We start from the raw sequence: 14,383 nt of genomic DNA on the forward strand, positions 1-14,383 counted from the left end.
GGGACGGTCGGCAGTTCGCCCGTCCGTCCGTTCGCCCGTCCGTCCGTTCGCCCGTCCGTTCATCCGTCCGTCCGTTCGCCCGTTTCGTCTGACGGAATGTGCTGGACACCGCTGCCGGTACGGCCGAAGGTGGGCGCCATGGAGTACACCCACCTCGGCCGCACCGGCCTGACCGTCTCCCGACTCTGCCTGGGCACCATGAACTTCGGCCCCCACACCGAGGAGTCCGAGGCCCACCGCATCATGGACACCGCCCACGAGCGGGGCATCAACTTCTTCGACACCGCCAACGCCTACGGCCGCGACAGCGAGGGCAACCTCAGGGGCCGGACCGAGGAGATCATCGGCCGCTGGTTCGCCCAGGGCGGCGGCCGCCGCGAACGCACCGTCCTCGCCACCAAGGTGTACGGGCCGATGGGCGACTGGCCCAACGAGGGCAAGCTCTCCGCCCTCGGCATCCGCCGCGCCGTCGAGGCCAGCCTGCGGCGCCTGAACACCGACCACATCGACCTCTACCAGATGCACCACATCGACCGGGACACGCCCTGGGAGGAGATCTGGCAGGCCATGGAGGTCCTGGTCACCCAGGGCAAGATCATCTACGTCGGCTCCAGCAACTTCGCCGGCTGGCACCTCGCCCAGGCCCAGGAGGCCGCCCGCTCCCGCCACTTCCTCGGCCTGGTGAGCGAACAGTCCCTCTACAACCTCCTCGACCGCACCATCGAACTCGAAGTCATCCCCGCCCTCCAGCACTACGGCCTCGGCCTGCTGCCCTGGTCCCCGCTGCGCAGCGGCCTCCTCGGCGGCATCCTCCGCAAGGAACGCGAAGGCACCCGCGTCCGCGGCGCCCTGCCCCAGACCGACGCACTCCTCGCCACCCACCGCGACCGCCTCCAGGCCTACGAGGACCTCGCCGCCGACCTCGGCACCGAGCCCGCCGACCTCGCCCTCGCCTGGCTCCTCACCCGCCCCGCCGTCACCGCCCCCATCATCGGCCCCCGCACCCCCGCCCACCTCGACGCCGCCGTCGCCGCCCTCGACCTGAAGCTCGACCAGAAGACCCTCGACCGCCTCGACGAACTCTTCCCCGGCCACCAGCCCGCCCCGGAGGACTACGCCTGGTAGCCGCGCCCGGGCACTGTCCTGCCCCGGCGGTACGACCGGGGCAGGACAGCGGGGCGGACGTCGGCAAGGTCAGCCGAACCCGTTCGAGGAGGCGTTGGGCCAGTCGGTCACGCCCAACTGCGGCCACCTCGTCGCCGGTACCCGCCGACTGGTCGATGGCCCGGGGCACGGCAGTGTGTGGACCGAACCCGAGTCGAGGACGCAGTACGACGACCAGCTCGGTGCTCGCTCGTCACTTGGGTCGACCAGCGTCACAGCCCAGAGCAGTACGCCGTCCTCCCCGAGCAGACGGTCGGCGGCGGATCCGCTGAGGAGGATGGTGTTGGGCCCCGCGCCGGCGAATCCCGGATCGGTCAGCAGGAGGTCACCTGTGGAGGGGGCGGTGAAGTCCAGATGGTGGCCGGTCCAGCGGACCCTGAGAGCGTCCGCGAGTCGGCGGCTGGGGACTGACCGGGAAGCCGGGTCGGCGTAGAGCCCGTACGCCGGCGGTCCGGCATGGCTCCCCGGATGATTGACGGCGGTCGGCAGTGGGGCGGACCGGTCGAAGCGTGGCCCGCCGAACTCGGGTCGGGTGTAGTACTCCGCCAGGAAGCTCTGGCCCGGCCAGCTCTCCAGAGGCTGCAGCCGCCTCGGTACGCCCTTGCCCTGCTTCAAGATCCTGCTGAGCACCGCCCGCGGTACTACGTATGACTCGACCCCCAGAGCGGGAGGGAGCCTGGGGACCCGGTGGGCGGGTGAGGCCCGCTGCCAGGAGTCGGTGAGGCGGATGATGTGCGGTGGTCGATGCAGGAGTGGCAGATCCTCCTTCGGCTCGTCCTCCTCGTCGCGCAGGTGATGGATGCCGTTCAACAGCAGCCACGGTGCCCCGTCGGGATCGGAACGGATGAGTACCTTCGTCAGAGCTGCCGGAGGTCCGACCCCGGAGGCTCGTAACTCGGCGGCCGAGAACGGCGGTGCCCACCAGTTTTCCGATCGCGCAGAGGTGTTGAGCCCGGTTCTCCACCCTGCGCCAAGGGTCGGATCGACGGCGCGCCGACAGTATTGGACTTCCCCCTGTCCTTCCGGATCCGGCGGGGGCGCCGTTTGCCGGACGCGGGTGGCCTGTTCGGCGAACCACTCCTGCTGGGCGCGCTGGAGGGCCTTGGCCACGACGGGGCTGGAGGCTTCGAACTCCCCGGCATCGGGTCCGTGGAGAAGCCGACGGGGCAGTCCGAGGGTGAGGAACCACGCCCGGGAGGTCAGCCAGGACTGGCGGGGCTTCGGGCTTTCCTCCTCGAACGGACACCAGGAGAGCCTTGAGGCCTCCCACGCGATGATTCGACTGCCGAAGGGGAGGACCGCTGCACGCGGGCGGCGCAGCGGGACGGCGGGGAAGATGCCGCCCGTGGTGGCGTCAGGGTGGAGCACGCCCCGGACGGCGAGGACGGCGTCGTGGATGCGCAGGTGCGGTCGAGCGATCGCGCGCGTGATCGCAGCCGTGATCCGGCGGTCCGGGTCCGCCGGCGAGCTGCGCACGAGGGCCCCGTATGCGGCGAGCCAAGTCGCCTCTGCCACGAGTTCGTCCCGGCGGTGGCCGAATCGGGTGAGCTGCTGGCTGATCAGCTCCAGCCGGTCCACCCAGAGGTCGGCCGCCGTGCGGATACAGGCGTCGCGGAAGCTGTGGTGGCCGACACCGGCAAGCCAGAGCAACAGTGAGGTGACCTCTTCGACCACCGCTTCGCCCCGTGGGCCGATGGATTCGGCCCAGCGGATGAGCCTGCGGAGAAGGGCGATTCCGTCCGGGTCGGTGAGGAGGTCGACGACCGGCCCTGCGAACCGGCGCTCGAACCGGCCGCGTCGCCAGGAGGCCAGCTGATTCTGCAGGAACTCCACGCCCAGTGGGTGCTTGTGACAGGTTGCGTTCACCAGGACGGAGTACAGCGCGTTCGGGGCGGACCCGGGGTCTCGGAGCTGCCGGATCAGGAAAGCCCGCGATGAGTCGCCGACCAGCTTCGGGTCCCGGCCCTCCAAGGACTCCAGAACCGCGTCGGCGACGAGGGGCCGATGTCGACGGGGCACCAGGTTCGACAGCTCGGCGCCTTTGATGACATGCGGCGTCGCACCCGCCAGGGCCTCCAGCATCCGCTGGTGGGCGACACGTTGGGCGGACTCCGGATCGTCTCCGCGCGCTCGGTCCACCTCGCGCACGATCCGGCCGACGGCCCTGGAGGGACGTCGGCCACGAAGCAGGTTCACGGCTCGGATGTGCTCGGCGAACCGCTGGATCGCGAAGCGGACGCGTCGGGTATCCGGATCCAACGCGAGCACGCCCGCGTTCTCCAGCCAACGCAGCAGCACGGCGGGATCGGTCAACCCGGGAGTGTCCGCCAACGCTTGGCAGGCGGCGCGATATCCGAGGGTGCCCTCCTGTCCGACCCGTTCGGCCAGGACCTCGCAGGCAAGGGTGACCAGGGGCGGTGGCGGTGGCGCTGGCGACGGACCGGCGCGGAGCCCGTGCGTATCGTCCAGGTGCGCGGCGTAGTCGCCGTCGAGGATGAGCAGCCAGGACTCGAAGAGGTCGCCCACGGTCGGCGTGACGATCGGCGCCGGGGTCGGCTTCGGGGAGCGGTGCAGGCACCAGGCCAGCACGGCGAGTATCAGCGGTCGGCGCAGTTCGGAGACGTCTGGTGGGAGCAGCAGTTCCGGGAGCCCATACATGTCCTGGTACACCCGCCAGGCCTGGCTTGGGCGGGAGACCCCGGGATTCCAGAGGAAACCATGAACCCGGGTGCCGGATGCCTCTGCAGCGCCCGCCGGCCCGGGAGGTCGGGTGTCCATCCGGACGGTGCCGACCAGGGTCACCAGTGGGTAGGCCCGCACCAGTTCGGCCAGGGAGGCGAACGCCGTCCGGACGTCCCCGTGCAGGCAGCGGACCTCGTTCAGCGCGTCGACGGCGAGTACGGCGCGACGGCCGGTCAGCAGGGCCTGTTGTTGGAGAGCCGCGAGTAGGTCGCGCAGGCCGTGGGCCCGGGTGCCGGGTGAGACTCGAAGGGGGAGCTGCGCCTCGAAAGCCTCGTCCGGACCGAACTCGTGTCCACAGACGAAGGCCGTGGGCGCGCCGTCCGTGATGCGTTCGTGGACCCAGCTGCCCAGCCCGTAGGACTTGCCGGTTCCCCAGCCGCCTCCGACGAGCAGGGCGCCGGTCTGTCGGGCCGCGAGCGCGGGGTCGTCACATAGGGTCCGGAGTCGACGCCCGCAGGCCTGGAGGTCGTCGAGAGTGGCGAGCAGACGGCCCAGGGCAGCGCGATGCTCGTACGGGAGGGGGTCGAACGGCTTGGCGGCGCACACGGCCTCCATCAGCTCGTCGTGCGTGACGGTGATGTCCTTGGCCACCCGGCCGCAGACCTGGAGCGCCTGGTCGATCTGTCCACGAAGCGACTGCGGGTCGACTCGGTTTTCCCTGTCGAGGAGGCTTGCGGTCGCGTCCAGTTGTTCGGCGCAGAGGACGCGGTCGCGGTCGCAACGGGTCCAGCTGCGGGTCGCCCGCACCGTTGGCCCGGCGGACTGGGCGGGCAGGTCGTCGAGTGTCGGGCGCCAGCCGTCCCATACCCGAAGGCTGGTCGCGGCCTCGGTGAGCCGACCGGCGAGTGCCGATGGGCTGTCGAGCTCGGTGAGGGTGTCGGACAGAAAGGTGGCGAGCGGCGGAGGCTGGAACTCGACCCGCCCCCGACGGCGGCGAACGGTGTGGGCGGCGGCCGCCGCGTGCCGGTGGAGGTCGGACAGGCGTAGGTAGGAGGGGTCGAAGTATGCCGGGATGGCTTCCTCGGCGAGCGACACGATGGCGCGCTCGATATCGCTTCTGGTGTAGGCGCGGAACCGCATGGGCGAACCGGGGCGCGCACGGTGAACCTGCGCCGCCCACCGGTCGGTCGCCGTTCGCCACTGCTTCGTACCGGGCGTGTCGCCGCCACCGGCGGTGAAGTCCTGCGGGAGGAAGACCAGGAGATCGGTGAGGTCGGGGTGGCGGGTGAGGGCCGATTCGATGGACTTGTCCACGGCACCGAGCGCGGAGCTCAGTTTGCCGTGGTACTTCGCCTGGATTCCGACCATCCGACCGTCCGCGAGTCGGGCGCAGGCCTCCAGCCCGCCGTCCGGGGGCCGGAGGGCCAGCAGTGTGCCGTCGATGGCGGGGGCGAAGTCGCGTTCGAGGATCGCGGGGAAGAGATGGACGCAGAGCGACTCGAACACCTGGGCCGGAGCGGCCCCGAGGTCGCTGCGGAGCTGGGTGAGATCCACTCCGAGAGGCAATTGCGGTCCTTTCCTTGGAGTTTTGCCCGTGGAGCACGGACGGCGTGGGGAGCCAGCGGCTCCCCACGCCTCAAGATCACATCAGGGAACGGGCGAAGCGGTCCCAGGTCTCGACCTGGGCCATGGCGTCGGTGACGAGTTCGAGCGCGGCGGCGATGTTTCTGCCGGGCCCGTGGAGCGTTGGAGCGGTGGTGGTGAGCCAGTCCAGGGTGATGCGGAGGAGCCGGAGGGTTTCGAGGGCCTCGCGGGCGAAGCGGGACATGTCGGTGAACTGGCGCGCGATGTCACCGGTTTGGGTGCTGTCGCGGCTCTGCGGGTGGTGGCCGAGTTCGTCGAGCATGGTGTGCACGGCGGCGTCGATGTCGGGCATTCGCGCGGCGAACTCTGTCGCACAGGCCCTGAGTGCAGCTGCGGGAGCGGTGATCGCGGTTCCGAGGTGCTCGGCCGCCGCGCCGTCCGGGGCGTCGGCCAATTCCGGTACGAGTTCCTCGGCGAGCGCGGCGATGTCGTCCACGAGTCCGGTGACCGCCCTGAGGTCCTCGGTCAGAGGGGCCATGGCCGCCTGGAACGTGGTAAAGAGGCAGGCCGGGGCGGTGACGGTGGTCGACGCCGGCTCCTCCCGGGAAGGGAGGGCAAGCAGGATCCGCGCGGGGAGGAACGGGGTGAAGCCGCCCCGGAGGGCGCGGACCAGTGCGTCCTGAAGACCTCGGCGAGCTTGTGCGAGCCCGATCTCGGATCGCTCGAACACGACTCTGCCGGCGAGTGGAAGGCCGGGCGGTTGCCGGTCGTGTTCACCGATCTGCAGGGTGGGCCGACCGGTGGTGTGGCGCAGACCGAGTTCGTACATGACCGCGGGCCTGCCGCCGGTCACGTCGGCGATGACGATGTCGGCCCCGAGTAGCTGCCGGTAACGCAGTTCGTCCGGCTGGGTGGAGTCCGTGCGGAGCGGACGGAGGCCGAGGGCGGCGCAGGCCGGGCGGACGATCCGCTCGTAGACCTCCACATCGGCGTCGTACGCGTTGCTGTCCCCGGCGGGACCGATCACGACGCAGGTCCCGTGGCTCGGCGAAGGCCCCGGGGCGCTGGGCGCGGGCACGGTGGCGGCAGCGATCACGAGAGGTCCTTCCAGTCGATTCCCGGGAGCGTGGGCTCGATCACCAGAGGGGACAAGTCATCCTGATAGATGGGGAGTTCATCGATTCCGAGGGCGCTGAGCAGACCGACGGTGGGCACCCGGTAGCGGTATCCGGTCCGGATCACCGGGCAGGGGAAGGCGCCGCGGTGGACGAGGTTGTAAGCGGTGCCCAGGCAGATGCCGAACGCGCGCGCGGCGGTCCGCAGGTCGACGGCCAGCGGGAGCCCGAACAACTCGGGGAAGGTGAGTGTCCCCTGGGCGTGGACGGTCATCGGCCGGCCCCCGCCGAGCGGAGGGTGAGCGTCCCGAGCCGCGGTCCCCGGTGGCGCTGATGGGCGCGCTGGACGACCTCATGCAGGCCGAGGTGGTCGGCGAGTTCGCCGAGCCGCGCGCCCTCGATCGCCGAGCGCGAGGTGAGGCGCAGCGGCGAGACCAGGCCGTCCGGGCGGTCCGGCGGGGTGATCGCGAGATCCCACAGGTCCTCGGCCGACTCCGAGGTGCGGGCGTCGGCCACCGCGACGATGTCCTCGACCGGCCGTCCGCCCGAGGCCGAGCGGCGGGCGAAGTCCCATCCCCGGCGGCTCGCAGCCTTGAGCAGCTGCGTGCCGACGTCGGGGTCGTCCGCGGAGATGTCGCCCAGCCGTTCGACGACGGCGAGCATGACCTCGGACTCGACATCACGCCGGTCCACGCCCAGACGGGCCGAGGCCTGGCGGGCTACTCGCTGGAGCCGAGGCAGGGCGAGCCAGACCACGGCCTCGACCCACCCGGTGACCTCCGTCGAGTCGATCGCCGCGGCCAGCGAGTCGTGCTGGGCGAGCGCTACGGCGCGACGCCAGATTTCGCGGCACAGCGCGTCGTCCCCCAGGCGCTCGTACAAAGCCGCGCGGGCCTGCGGCAGGTCGAGGTGGAGGGTCGTTCCGTCGGCCTCGACCTGAAGGACGTCCGGTCGCAGGTGGGCGGCGGTGGTCACCCGCTGGTGGATGACGTCGAGCACACTGTTGTACGTGATCAGAGCCATGGGTTGGTTCCTCCAGTCGAACGGTGTGGGTCGGTGTGGTCGGTGTAGGGCTTGAGCGCCGAGTAGAAGCGGCTGATCGCGCCCGAGAGCCGTCCGACAGTCGTGGGCGGCTGATGCACGACGCTGTCGGGGGTGAGGAGGAGGTTGCCGGAGGGGGTGGGGATGTACAGCCACGCCCGACGGGCGAACTCCTTGTCCGGGACGGTCGCCAGGATGCGGCGGAACCGGTCGGGGTGCAGGCCGGTGTGCCGTGAGAGGACCGCGTCCTCGTACACCCGGTCGGAGACGATCGCCACCAGGTGCGTCGTCTCCGCGCTGGCCCTGGTCAGAACGGCCTTGACCTCCTGGGAGTCGAGCAGCCGGTGCAACTCGTTCCGCGCCGGGCCGTTCCCCTCGCCGGGGACTCCTTCGGGGGCCACATGGCCGGAGTGGACGCTGGCCCGCATCCGTAGTCGGACACGGCCCGAATCGGCGTTGTGCTTGGCGAGTACCTCGTCGAGGCAGTTGAGGAAGGGGTGGATGACGTACCCCAGCAGCGTGGGATCGAAGCCGAACATCGTCCCGTCGCCGGAGTTCACGGGGAACTGCTTCGCTGTCCGGAGCTCGTCCAGGCCGGCTGCGGTGAGGGCGGCGTCGACGATCTCCTCCAGATAGGCGCTGACCGGCGCGTGGACGGCACCAGGCAGCTTGGTGAAGCCCTTCAGGTCGACGCAGAGCAGGCCGGAGAGCGGCGGCAGGGGCCGACTGACGATGCCGGGGAGTGACGGGGGTTCGAGCATGGCGGTCTCCAGGAACGCATGGTTCGGCGGTCGCCGGGCTGGTGACCCGAGTCTGCGGCAGGTCGGAGCGGGTGAGGTGGCCGGAGGCCTGTTAGGGATGTGGCGTGCGCCACGCGCCGGTTCGTCGGCGGTGCGAGAGCGCGGGAGGGTAGCAGAAGGCGTAGAGCGACTCTCGTCACATCAGCCAACTGGCTTTACTCGAAGCCCGGTTAGGGGATCGCTCCCCTAGTCTCCCGGCATGACCTTGTGCAACAACTCATCGCCGGAGCCGCTGTTCGGTCCGAGCAGGACGTTCCAGGAGCGGGTCGGTGAACCCGGATGGAAGCGTTTCCTCGGCGGACTTTCGATCATCTCGCGCCCCACGGGTTGGCCCCTGATGCATCAGGGGGAGAGGGGTGACCACGTGGTTGTCGTGGTCAAGGGCGTGGTGGGGGTCAAACAGGCCGGCGGCGGATCGAGCGTCCTGTCGCGGTTGCTCGCCTTCCGGCGCGACGGTGACCTCATCGGGGATCTCGCGGTGCTCGGCCCCGGTGTGCGGACCGCCACCGTAAGGGCGTGGACGGCGTGCGAGGTCGCGATCGTGCCGGGGGAGAGGTTCAGGAGTCGGGAGTTCCAGGGCGAATGGGGGCTGGCGGTTCTGGCGTACATCGCCGGTCGGGAGCGGGAAGCCCAGATGCTGAGGGCCGGCGACGACCTGGCCCGGCTCGCGTGCGTGCTGGTACCGCTGCTCGGCAACAGCGAGCTGGCACAGTGGCGCACCGACGGCGTTCACCTGAAGGTCTGCCAGCAGGACCTGGCCGAGTGCCTGGGGGTCGGCCCCAAGCGGCTGCGGCAGCTTCTGGCGCTACCGCCGTTCGGCGGGACGTCGGAGGGGCGTCGCGGGTGGTTGGTGGTCAGGGACCCCCGGTGGTTGCGGGCGGCCGCGGCGCGGCTCGGCGGACTGTCGTGAGCGGTTGACGGCCGTTGTCACGTCGCGGCGATCAGGGCGGCGCCGGTCTCGAACACGTGGTGCCAGGACTGGTCCAGGAGGTAGGCGCCGTTCATGCCGTGGTCGGCGAGGCGGAGGAAGTCGCCCCGCCGGGTGAAGTCGGCTGCCCGGCGGAGGGGTTCGCGCCGGTCGGCGAGGTAGTGGGTGGCGGCGGACAGCGCGAGGGCGGCGAGGAGGCGGCGGGGTTTGGGGCGGAGGCCGAGGGCGCGGGTGCCGAGGAGGAGGGCGGCGGCCTGGGTGGCGGTGTAGGCGGCGACGTGTGCGGCGCAGGCGCGGCGGCCGGCCGGGGTGGGCCGGCCCTTGGTGCCGGCCTGGTGGTCGGTCTGGATCCAGTGGTCGGCGAGGGCGGCGGAGGCGCGGAGGAGGGCGTAGACGGCGGCGAAGGTGGCGGCACGGGTGGAGGGTTGGGGGGTGGGGGCCGGCGTGGGCAGGGGCGTGGGTGTGGGCATGGGGCTCCGATCGGTGGGGTGACGGTTTCCTGGTGGGGCGGCCTGCTGTGGTAGCAAGGCAGGCATGACGGAACGGCCTGGCGGGCGCAGCTCGTACCACCACGGATCGCTGCCGGAGGCGCTGGTCGCCGCGGCGTTCGAGCTGCTGGACGAGTACGGGCAGGAGAAGGTGAGCATGCGGGAGGTGGCGCGGCGGGCCGGGGTGTCGGCGGGGGCGCCGTTTCGCCACTTCGCGGACCGGCAGGCGTTGTTGACGGCGCTGGCGGACCGGGTGCTGGCGGACTTCGCGCGGTGCCAGGAGGCCGAGGTGGCGGCGGTGGATCCGGCCGAAGGGTCCGCCAGGGGGTCGGTGATGCGGGCGGTCGGGCTCGGGTTCGTCCGGTACGCGCTGCACCATCCGCACCGGTTCGATCTGGTGCGTTCGCGGGTGTTCGTGGCCTCGCGGGAGCCGGAGCTGCGGGATCAACTGGACGGCATGGACCGGGCGTTCACCGGTCTGATCGTGGCGGACCAGGAGGCGGGCCGGTTGCGCGCAGGGGATCCGGGGCTGATGGGGCTGGCCGGGCAGGCGCTGGTGTTCGGGCTGGCGCAGATGATCGTGGACGGCTACCTGCCGGAGGAGGGGGCGGAGGAGCTGGCCGGGAAGGTGCTCGACACCTTCGGTCAGGGAATCGCCAACCTTCCTTCGCAGTAACCGATTTGTGCGTGCGGCGAGCCTTGACCGGGTTTCCCGGCCCTGATGTAATCACCGATTACATGGGGTGCGGGAGGCCGAGATGTCCATGGGAACGACGTTCGTCCGATCGATGTTCGCCAAGCCGACGCCGGGCTACACCACCGCGGGCGCCACCGGCGACACCGTGGTGCTGCTGATCGGCATGCGGATCAACCGCTTCTGGGCCGTCCACCACTGGGGCCCGGTGATGTTCGCGATGTTCCGGATGCTGTACGAACTGGGGCGCAGCCCCGAACGCGGCCTGCGCGGGCGGATCCTGCTCACCGCCTCGCCGCGCACGTACTACGTCGTCCAGTACTGGGAGTCGAAGGAGAAGCTGTACGGCTACGCGAGCGCGCCGGACGGCTTCCACCACAGCGTCTGGGGCATCGTCAACCGCAAACTGCGGGAGGGGAAGGCCCGTCGGCACGTCGGGCTGTGGCACGAGACGTACGTGGTGCCGGAGGGCGGGTACGAGTCGATCTACTTCGACATGCCGCCGTTCGGTCTCGCGGGCGCCACCGGATCCCTGCCGCTGGAGGCGCGCGGGCGCCGCGCGTCGCAGCGGCTGGCCCACCGGTCGGGGGAGGAATCGGGGGAGAGTTCGGCGAAGGAATCGGGGGAAAGTTCGGCGAAGGAACCGGGGGAGGGCTCGGGGGAGGGCCTGAAGGAGGGCTTGGGGAAGGGCCTGAAGGAGAGCTCGGGGGAGCGCGTGCCCGAGTAGGGGTGCTCACCGGGCGCTCAGGGAGTGTCGTGGGTCGGCCCGGGCGCCGCGGCGTGAGAGCGTCGGGGGATGGCGGAGGAGCAGGGCGGGATGCCGACGGGCGCGCCGAGAGGTGTACGGGCGGGCACGCCGACCGGCGCATCGACCGGAGCACCGGCGGGCGCACGGATGGGCGCACCCACGGGCGGGCCGGTGGTGCACGAGGTGCCGTACCACGCGCAGTGGGAATCGGCCGAGCTGGTGCGGGTGATCATCGACGGACAGGTCGACGCGGCCGAGGACCCTCGGTGGGGGCAGTCCGGTGCGGCCACCCCGGAGGAGTACGCGTGGTGGTCGTGGCGGCTGTGCGGGGTGGCCTGCCTGCGGATGGCGCTCGACCACTGGTGGGGCCTGGCGCCGCCGGCGCTCACGCTGGCCGGGGAGTGCGTGGCGGCGGGGGCCTACGTCCGGGACGGCGAGAGCCTGCGCGGACTGATCCACACGCCGTTCGCCGACTACGTCCGGCGGCGGTGGGGACTGGCCGCGCAGGCAAGGGAGTTGGCGCCCGCGGAGCTCGCGGCCGAGGTGGCCGGCGGGCGGCTGGTGATGGTGTCGGTGCACCCCGCGATCCGGGAGCCGGCCGGCCCGGCGCCGGTGCGGCGGGGCGGACACCTGGTGCTGGTGGTGGGCGCCACGGACACGGCGGTGGTGATCCACAACCCGTCCGGATTCCCGGGGGAGTCGCAGTCCTTCGCGCACGTGCCGTGGCGGTCGTTCGAGCGCTTCTACGCCGGGCGGGGGATCGTCCTCGGCCCGCCGGGCACGGGTGGCGCGGGTGGCGCCCGATCGGTCCCCGACCAGCAACCGGTCGGGGGCTGACCGGCGGCTGGCCGGGACCTCTTGAGGGGCCGGTCAGGGGCCGGTCAACCCCTGATCAGCCCCTGACCAGAGGCTGATCAGGGGTTGTCCGGCAGGCCGGCCGGGTTGACCGGGAGCTGGCTGCGACAGAGCGCCGACATCGGCTTCAACGCGGCTGCCAGGCGGTCGAGTTCGGCGCGCGGATAGTCCTCCCAGACCCGCGCGGCGGCCAGGTCGGTGGCGGCCTCCAGGGACTGGTGCCGGATCCGGCCGAGTTCGGTCACCGAGCCCGCCGTGGTCAGCCAGCCCCGCTCGACCAGGCGCGCCGCGGCCGCGTCCCACTCCTCGTCCGTCCAGCCGCGCATCGGCTGGAGCATCTCGCGCCGGACGTCCATCGCGCACCGGATCACCAGCGCCTCGCACCCGTCCAGGCCGGCCGCCACCAGGGCCGCCACGTGGCCGTCCCCGCGGTGCTCGCGCATCACCGTGGCGGCCTGCCACAGCCGTTCGTACAGGCCGGAGGGGCGGGGCAGCGCGGCGTTGGCGGCCGCCAGCACCCGGCCGACGCAGTCGAGCCGGCCAACGGCCCGCTCCAGGGCCTCCACCACCAGCTCGACCTGCGCCGGGTCCACGTGCTCCAGCAGCCGGGCCAGCGCCGCCGCCGAACCCTTCAACCGGGCGGCCAGCGCCTCCTCCGGGCTGGCGTGCGTCCACACCTCCGGCAGCGCGCGCTCGACCATCGCCGGGGAGAAGCTGAAGAACGCGGCGATCACCGGCGGCGCGTCCACCGCACCCAGCGGCGCCGACCGGCTGGCGAAGTAGCCGCGCCAGCCGCCGCGCAGCCCGGCCGCCTCGTAGGCCTCGCGGCTCTCGGGCAGGAAGTAGGTGACGGAGTGCACCGGTTCGAAGAGCCACCACAGTGCGCGGGCGGGGTGAACGAGATCGGCCATCGAAGGACCTTCCTCGGAGAGGGGCGGGGCGAACCCGGCCGGACGGGGCGGCTCGGCGGACGCCGACGGATCGGGCGCGCGCGGGCCGCTTCAGTGCTGATGACCACGGCGGCGGCCACGGTAATCCCGCGCCGGGTGTGATGACGGTCACGGGGAGGTCCCGGCGTGCGCCCGGCGGGGCGGCGGCGCGAGATGATGGGACGAGGTGCCCGCTCCCGGGACGCCGCAGCCCTCCTGTGAACCCTCGTGTGAAGGTAGTCGGTAATGGCGCAGATCAACCCCAGCATCCTGTCCGCGGACTTCGCCCGGCTCGCCGACGAGGCCGAGGCCGTCAGGGGCTCGGACTGGCTGCACGTCGACGTGATGGACAACCACTTCGTCCCCAACCTCACCCTCGGCATCCCGATCGTCGAGTCGCTCGCCCGCGCCACCGACATCCCGCTCGACTGCCACCTGATGATCGAGGACCCGGACCGCTGGGCCCCCCAGTACGTCGAGGCCGGCGCCGGCTCCGTCACCTTCCACGTCGAGGCCGCCGCCGCCCCCGTCCGGCTCGCCCGCGAGATCCGCGCCAAGGGCGCCCGCGCCTCCATGGCCCTCAAGCCGGGCACGCCCATCGAGCCGTACGAGGACCTGCTGCCCGAGCTCGACATGCTGCTGATCATGACCGTCGAGCCCGGCTTCGGCGGCCAGGCGTTCCTCGACATCATGCTGCCGAAGATCCGCCGCACCCGGGAGCTGATCGCCAAGCACGACCTGGAACTGTGGCTCCAGGTCGACGGCGGCGTCTCCGCCGCCACCATCGAGCGCTGCGCCGAGGCCGGCGCCGACGTGTTCGTGGCCGGCTCGGCGGTGTACGGGGCCGAGGACCCGGCCGAGGCCGTGCGCAAGCTGCGGGAGCTCGCGACCAAGGCCTCGGCGGACGCCTGGTGGGCCTGCGGGCACTGAGCCCGGGCGGGGCCTGTCAGGGGCCGTTAGGGGGGCTAGGCCCAATGCCGGTGACTTTGTGGTCGGTGTCTCGTTGGTTGTGGTGTGGCGAGGGTGGGGCAGGTCAAGTCGCCTGCGAATGAGCGGGTATCGGACCGGATCGCGATCGGGGTGCTGACCCGGGCGTTTCCGCCTGGTCTGGTCGATGAGGTGATCGCGGAGACCGGGCGGGGTGAGAAGCGCAGCCGTCTGCTGCCGGCGCGGGTGGTCGTGTATTTCGTGCTGGCGATGTGCCTGTTCTTCGGGCAGGGCTATGAGGAGGTCGCCCGGCTGCTGGGCGAGGGGCTTGGGGACGGGCGGCGGTCGTGGCGGGTGCCCACGACCGCCGCGATCGGCCGGGCACGGCGGCGGCTTGGGGTCGAGCCTGTCAAGGTGCTGTTCGCGCG

Annotated in this window: 13 protein-coding genes and 1 pseudogene; 7 read left to right on the top strand and 7 right to left on the bottom strand. The window is 71.7% G+C overall.

Going from position 1 to position 14,383, the window contains the following annotated elements:
* The first annotated feature begins 138 nt into the window (after window positions 1-138).
* Complete coding sequence (locus tag ACIQVZ_RS09365; RefSeq protein WP_387816467.1) at window positions 139-1,125, top strand: aldo/keto reductase; 987 nt, start codon at window positions 139-141, stop codon at window positions 1,123-1,125.
* Window positions 1,126-1,194: 69 nt separating this feature from the next.
* On the opposite strand, the gene ACIQVZ_RS09370 is transcribed toward ACIQVZ_RS09365, so the two are convergent.
* The 5 genes from ACIQVZ_RS09370 to ACIQVZ_RS09390 form a co-directional block, all read right to left on the bottom strand.
* Window positions 1,195-5,400, bottom strand: a complete 4,206-nt coding sequence (locus ACIQVZ_RS09370) for a hypothetical protein (RefSeq protein ID WP_402448384.1) — start codon at window positions 5,398-5,400, stop codon at window positions 1,195-1,197.
* A gap of 88 nt (window positions 5,401-5,488) precedes the next feature.
* Window positions 5,489-6,526: a hypothetical protein gene (locus tag ACIQVZ_RS09375; RefSeq protein WP_402448386.1), complete on the bottom strand. Its 1,038-nt coding sequence runs from the start codon at window positions 6,524-6,526 to the stop codon at window positions 5,489-5,491.
* Window positions 6,523-6,819, bottom strand: a complete 297-nt coding sequence (locus tag ACIQVZ_RS09380) for a DNA-binding protein (protein ID WP_402448388.1) — start codon at window positions 6,817-6,819, stop codon at window positions 6,523-6,525. Before ACIQVZ_RS09380 ends, ACIQVZ_RS09375 begins: the two co-directional genes overlap by 4 nt.
* A complete protein-coding gene (locus ACIQVZ_RS09385; RefSeq protein WP_402448390.1) occupies window positions 6,816-7,568 on the bottom strand; it encodes a hypothetical protein in 753 nt (250 codons plus the stop codon). Before ACIQVZ_RS09385 ends, ACIQVZ_RS09380 begins: the two co-directional genes overlap by 4 nt.
* A complete protein-coding gene (locus tag ACIQVZ_RS09390; RefSeq protein ID WP_402448391.1) occupies window positions 7,559-8,347 on the bottom strand; it encodes a hypothetical protein in 789 nt (262 codons plus the stop codon). The genes ACIQVZ_RS09385 and ACIQVZ_RS09390 overlap by 10 nt, the downstream gene beginning before the upstream one ends.
* Before the next feature lie 238 nt (window positions 8,348-8,585).
* Between ACIQVZ_RS09390 and ACIQVZ_RS09395 the strand changes: the two genes are divergently transcribed.
* Window positions 8,586-9,296: a Crp/Fnr family transcriptional regulator gene (locus ACIQVZ_RS09395; protein ID WP_402448393.1), complete on the top strand. Its 711-nt coding sequence runs from the start codon at window positions 8,586-8,588 to the stop codon at window positions 9,294-9,296.
* 17 nt (window positions 9,297-9,313) lie between these two features.
* Here the strand turns inward: ACIQVZ_RS09395 and ACIQVZ_RS09400 are convergent, their stop codons facing one another.
* Entirely contained in the window at window positions 9,314-9,784 is a 471-nt protein-coding gene (locus ACIQVZ_RS09400) for a hypothetical protein (protein WP_402448395.1), read from the bottom strand.
* A gap of 64 nt (window positions 9,785-9,848) precedes the next feature.
* Between ACIQVZ_RS09400 and ACIQVZ_RS09405 the strand changes: the two genes are divergently transcribed.
* From ACIQVZ_RS09405 to ACIQVZ_RS09415, 3 genes and pseudogenes are all read left to right on the top strand, one after another.
* On the top strand, window positions 9,849-10,478 hold the full coding sequence (locus tag ACIQVZ_RS09405; protein ID WP_402448397.1) for a TetR/AcrR family transcriptional regulator: 630 nt from the start codon (window positions 9,849-9,851) through the stop codon (window positions 10,476-10,478).
* 112 nt (window positions 10,479-10,590) lie between these two features.
* Window positions 10,591-11,100, top strand: a pseudogene (locus ACIQVZ_RS09410) (DUF4188 domain-containing protein); the annotation flags it as partial.
* 291 nt (window positions 11,101-11,391) lie between these two features.
* A complete protein-coding gene (locus ACIQVZ_RS09415; RefSeq protein WP_350887270.1) occupies window positions 11,392-12,081 on the top strand; it encodes a C39 family peptidase in 690 nt (229 codons plus the stop codon).
* 77 nt (window positions 12,082-12,158) lie between these two features.
* Here the strand turns inward: ACIQVZ_RS09415 and ACIQVZ_RS09420 are convergent, their stop codons facing one another.
* The gene (locus ACIQVZ_RS09420) at window positions 12,159-13,010 is read right to left on the bottom strand and encodes an SCO6745 family protein (RefSeq protein WP_350887273.1); all 852 of its coding nucleotides are present in this window, start codon (window positions 13,008-13,010) and stop codon (window positions 12,159-12,161) included.
* A gap of 264 nt (window positions 13,011-13,274) precedes the next feature.
* Here ACIQVZ_RS09420 and rpe point away from each other — a divergent pair, with 264 nt between their 5' ends.
* Together rpe and ACIQVZ_RS09430 are read left to right on the top strand one after the other, a co-directional pair.
* On the top strand, window positions 13,275-13,958 hold the full coding sequence (rpe, locus tag ACIQVZ_RS09425) for a ribulose-phosphate 3-epimerase (protein WP_350887277.1): 684 nt from the start codon (window positions 13,275-13,277) through the stop codon (window positions 13,956-13,958).
* A gap of 93 nt (window positions 13,959-14,051) precedes the next feature.
* Window positions 14,052-14,383: transposase domain-containing protein (locus ACIQVZ_RS09430; protein ID WP_402448400.1), on the top strand; the 332-nt coding region annotated here is incomplete at its 3' end.

It is taken from the genome of Kitasatospora sp. NPDC098663 (assembly GCF_044760075.1).
Taxonomy (GTDB): Bacteria; Actinomycetota; Actinomycetes; order Streptomycetales; family Streptomycetaceae; genus Kitasatospora.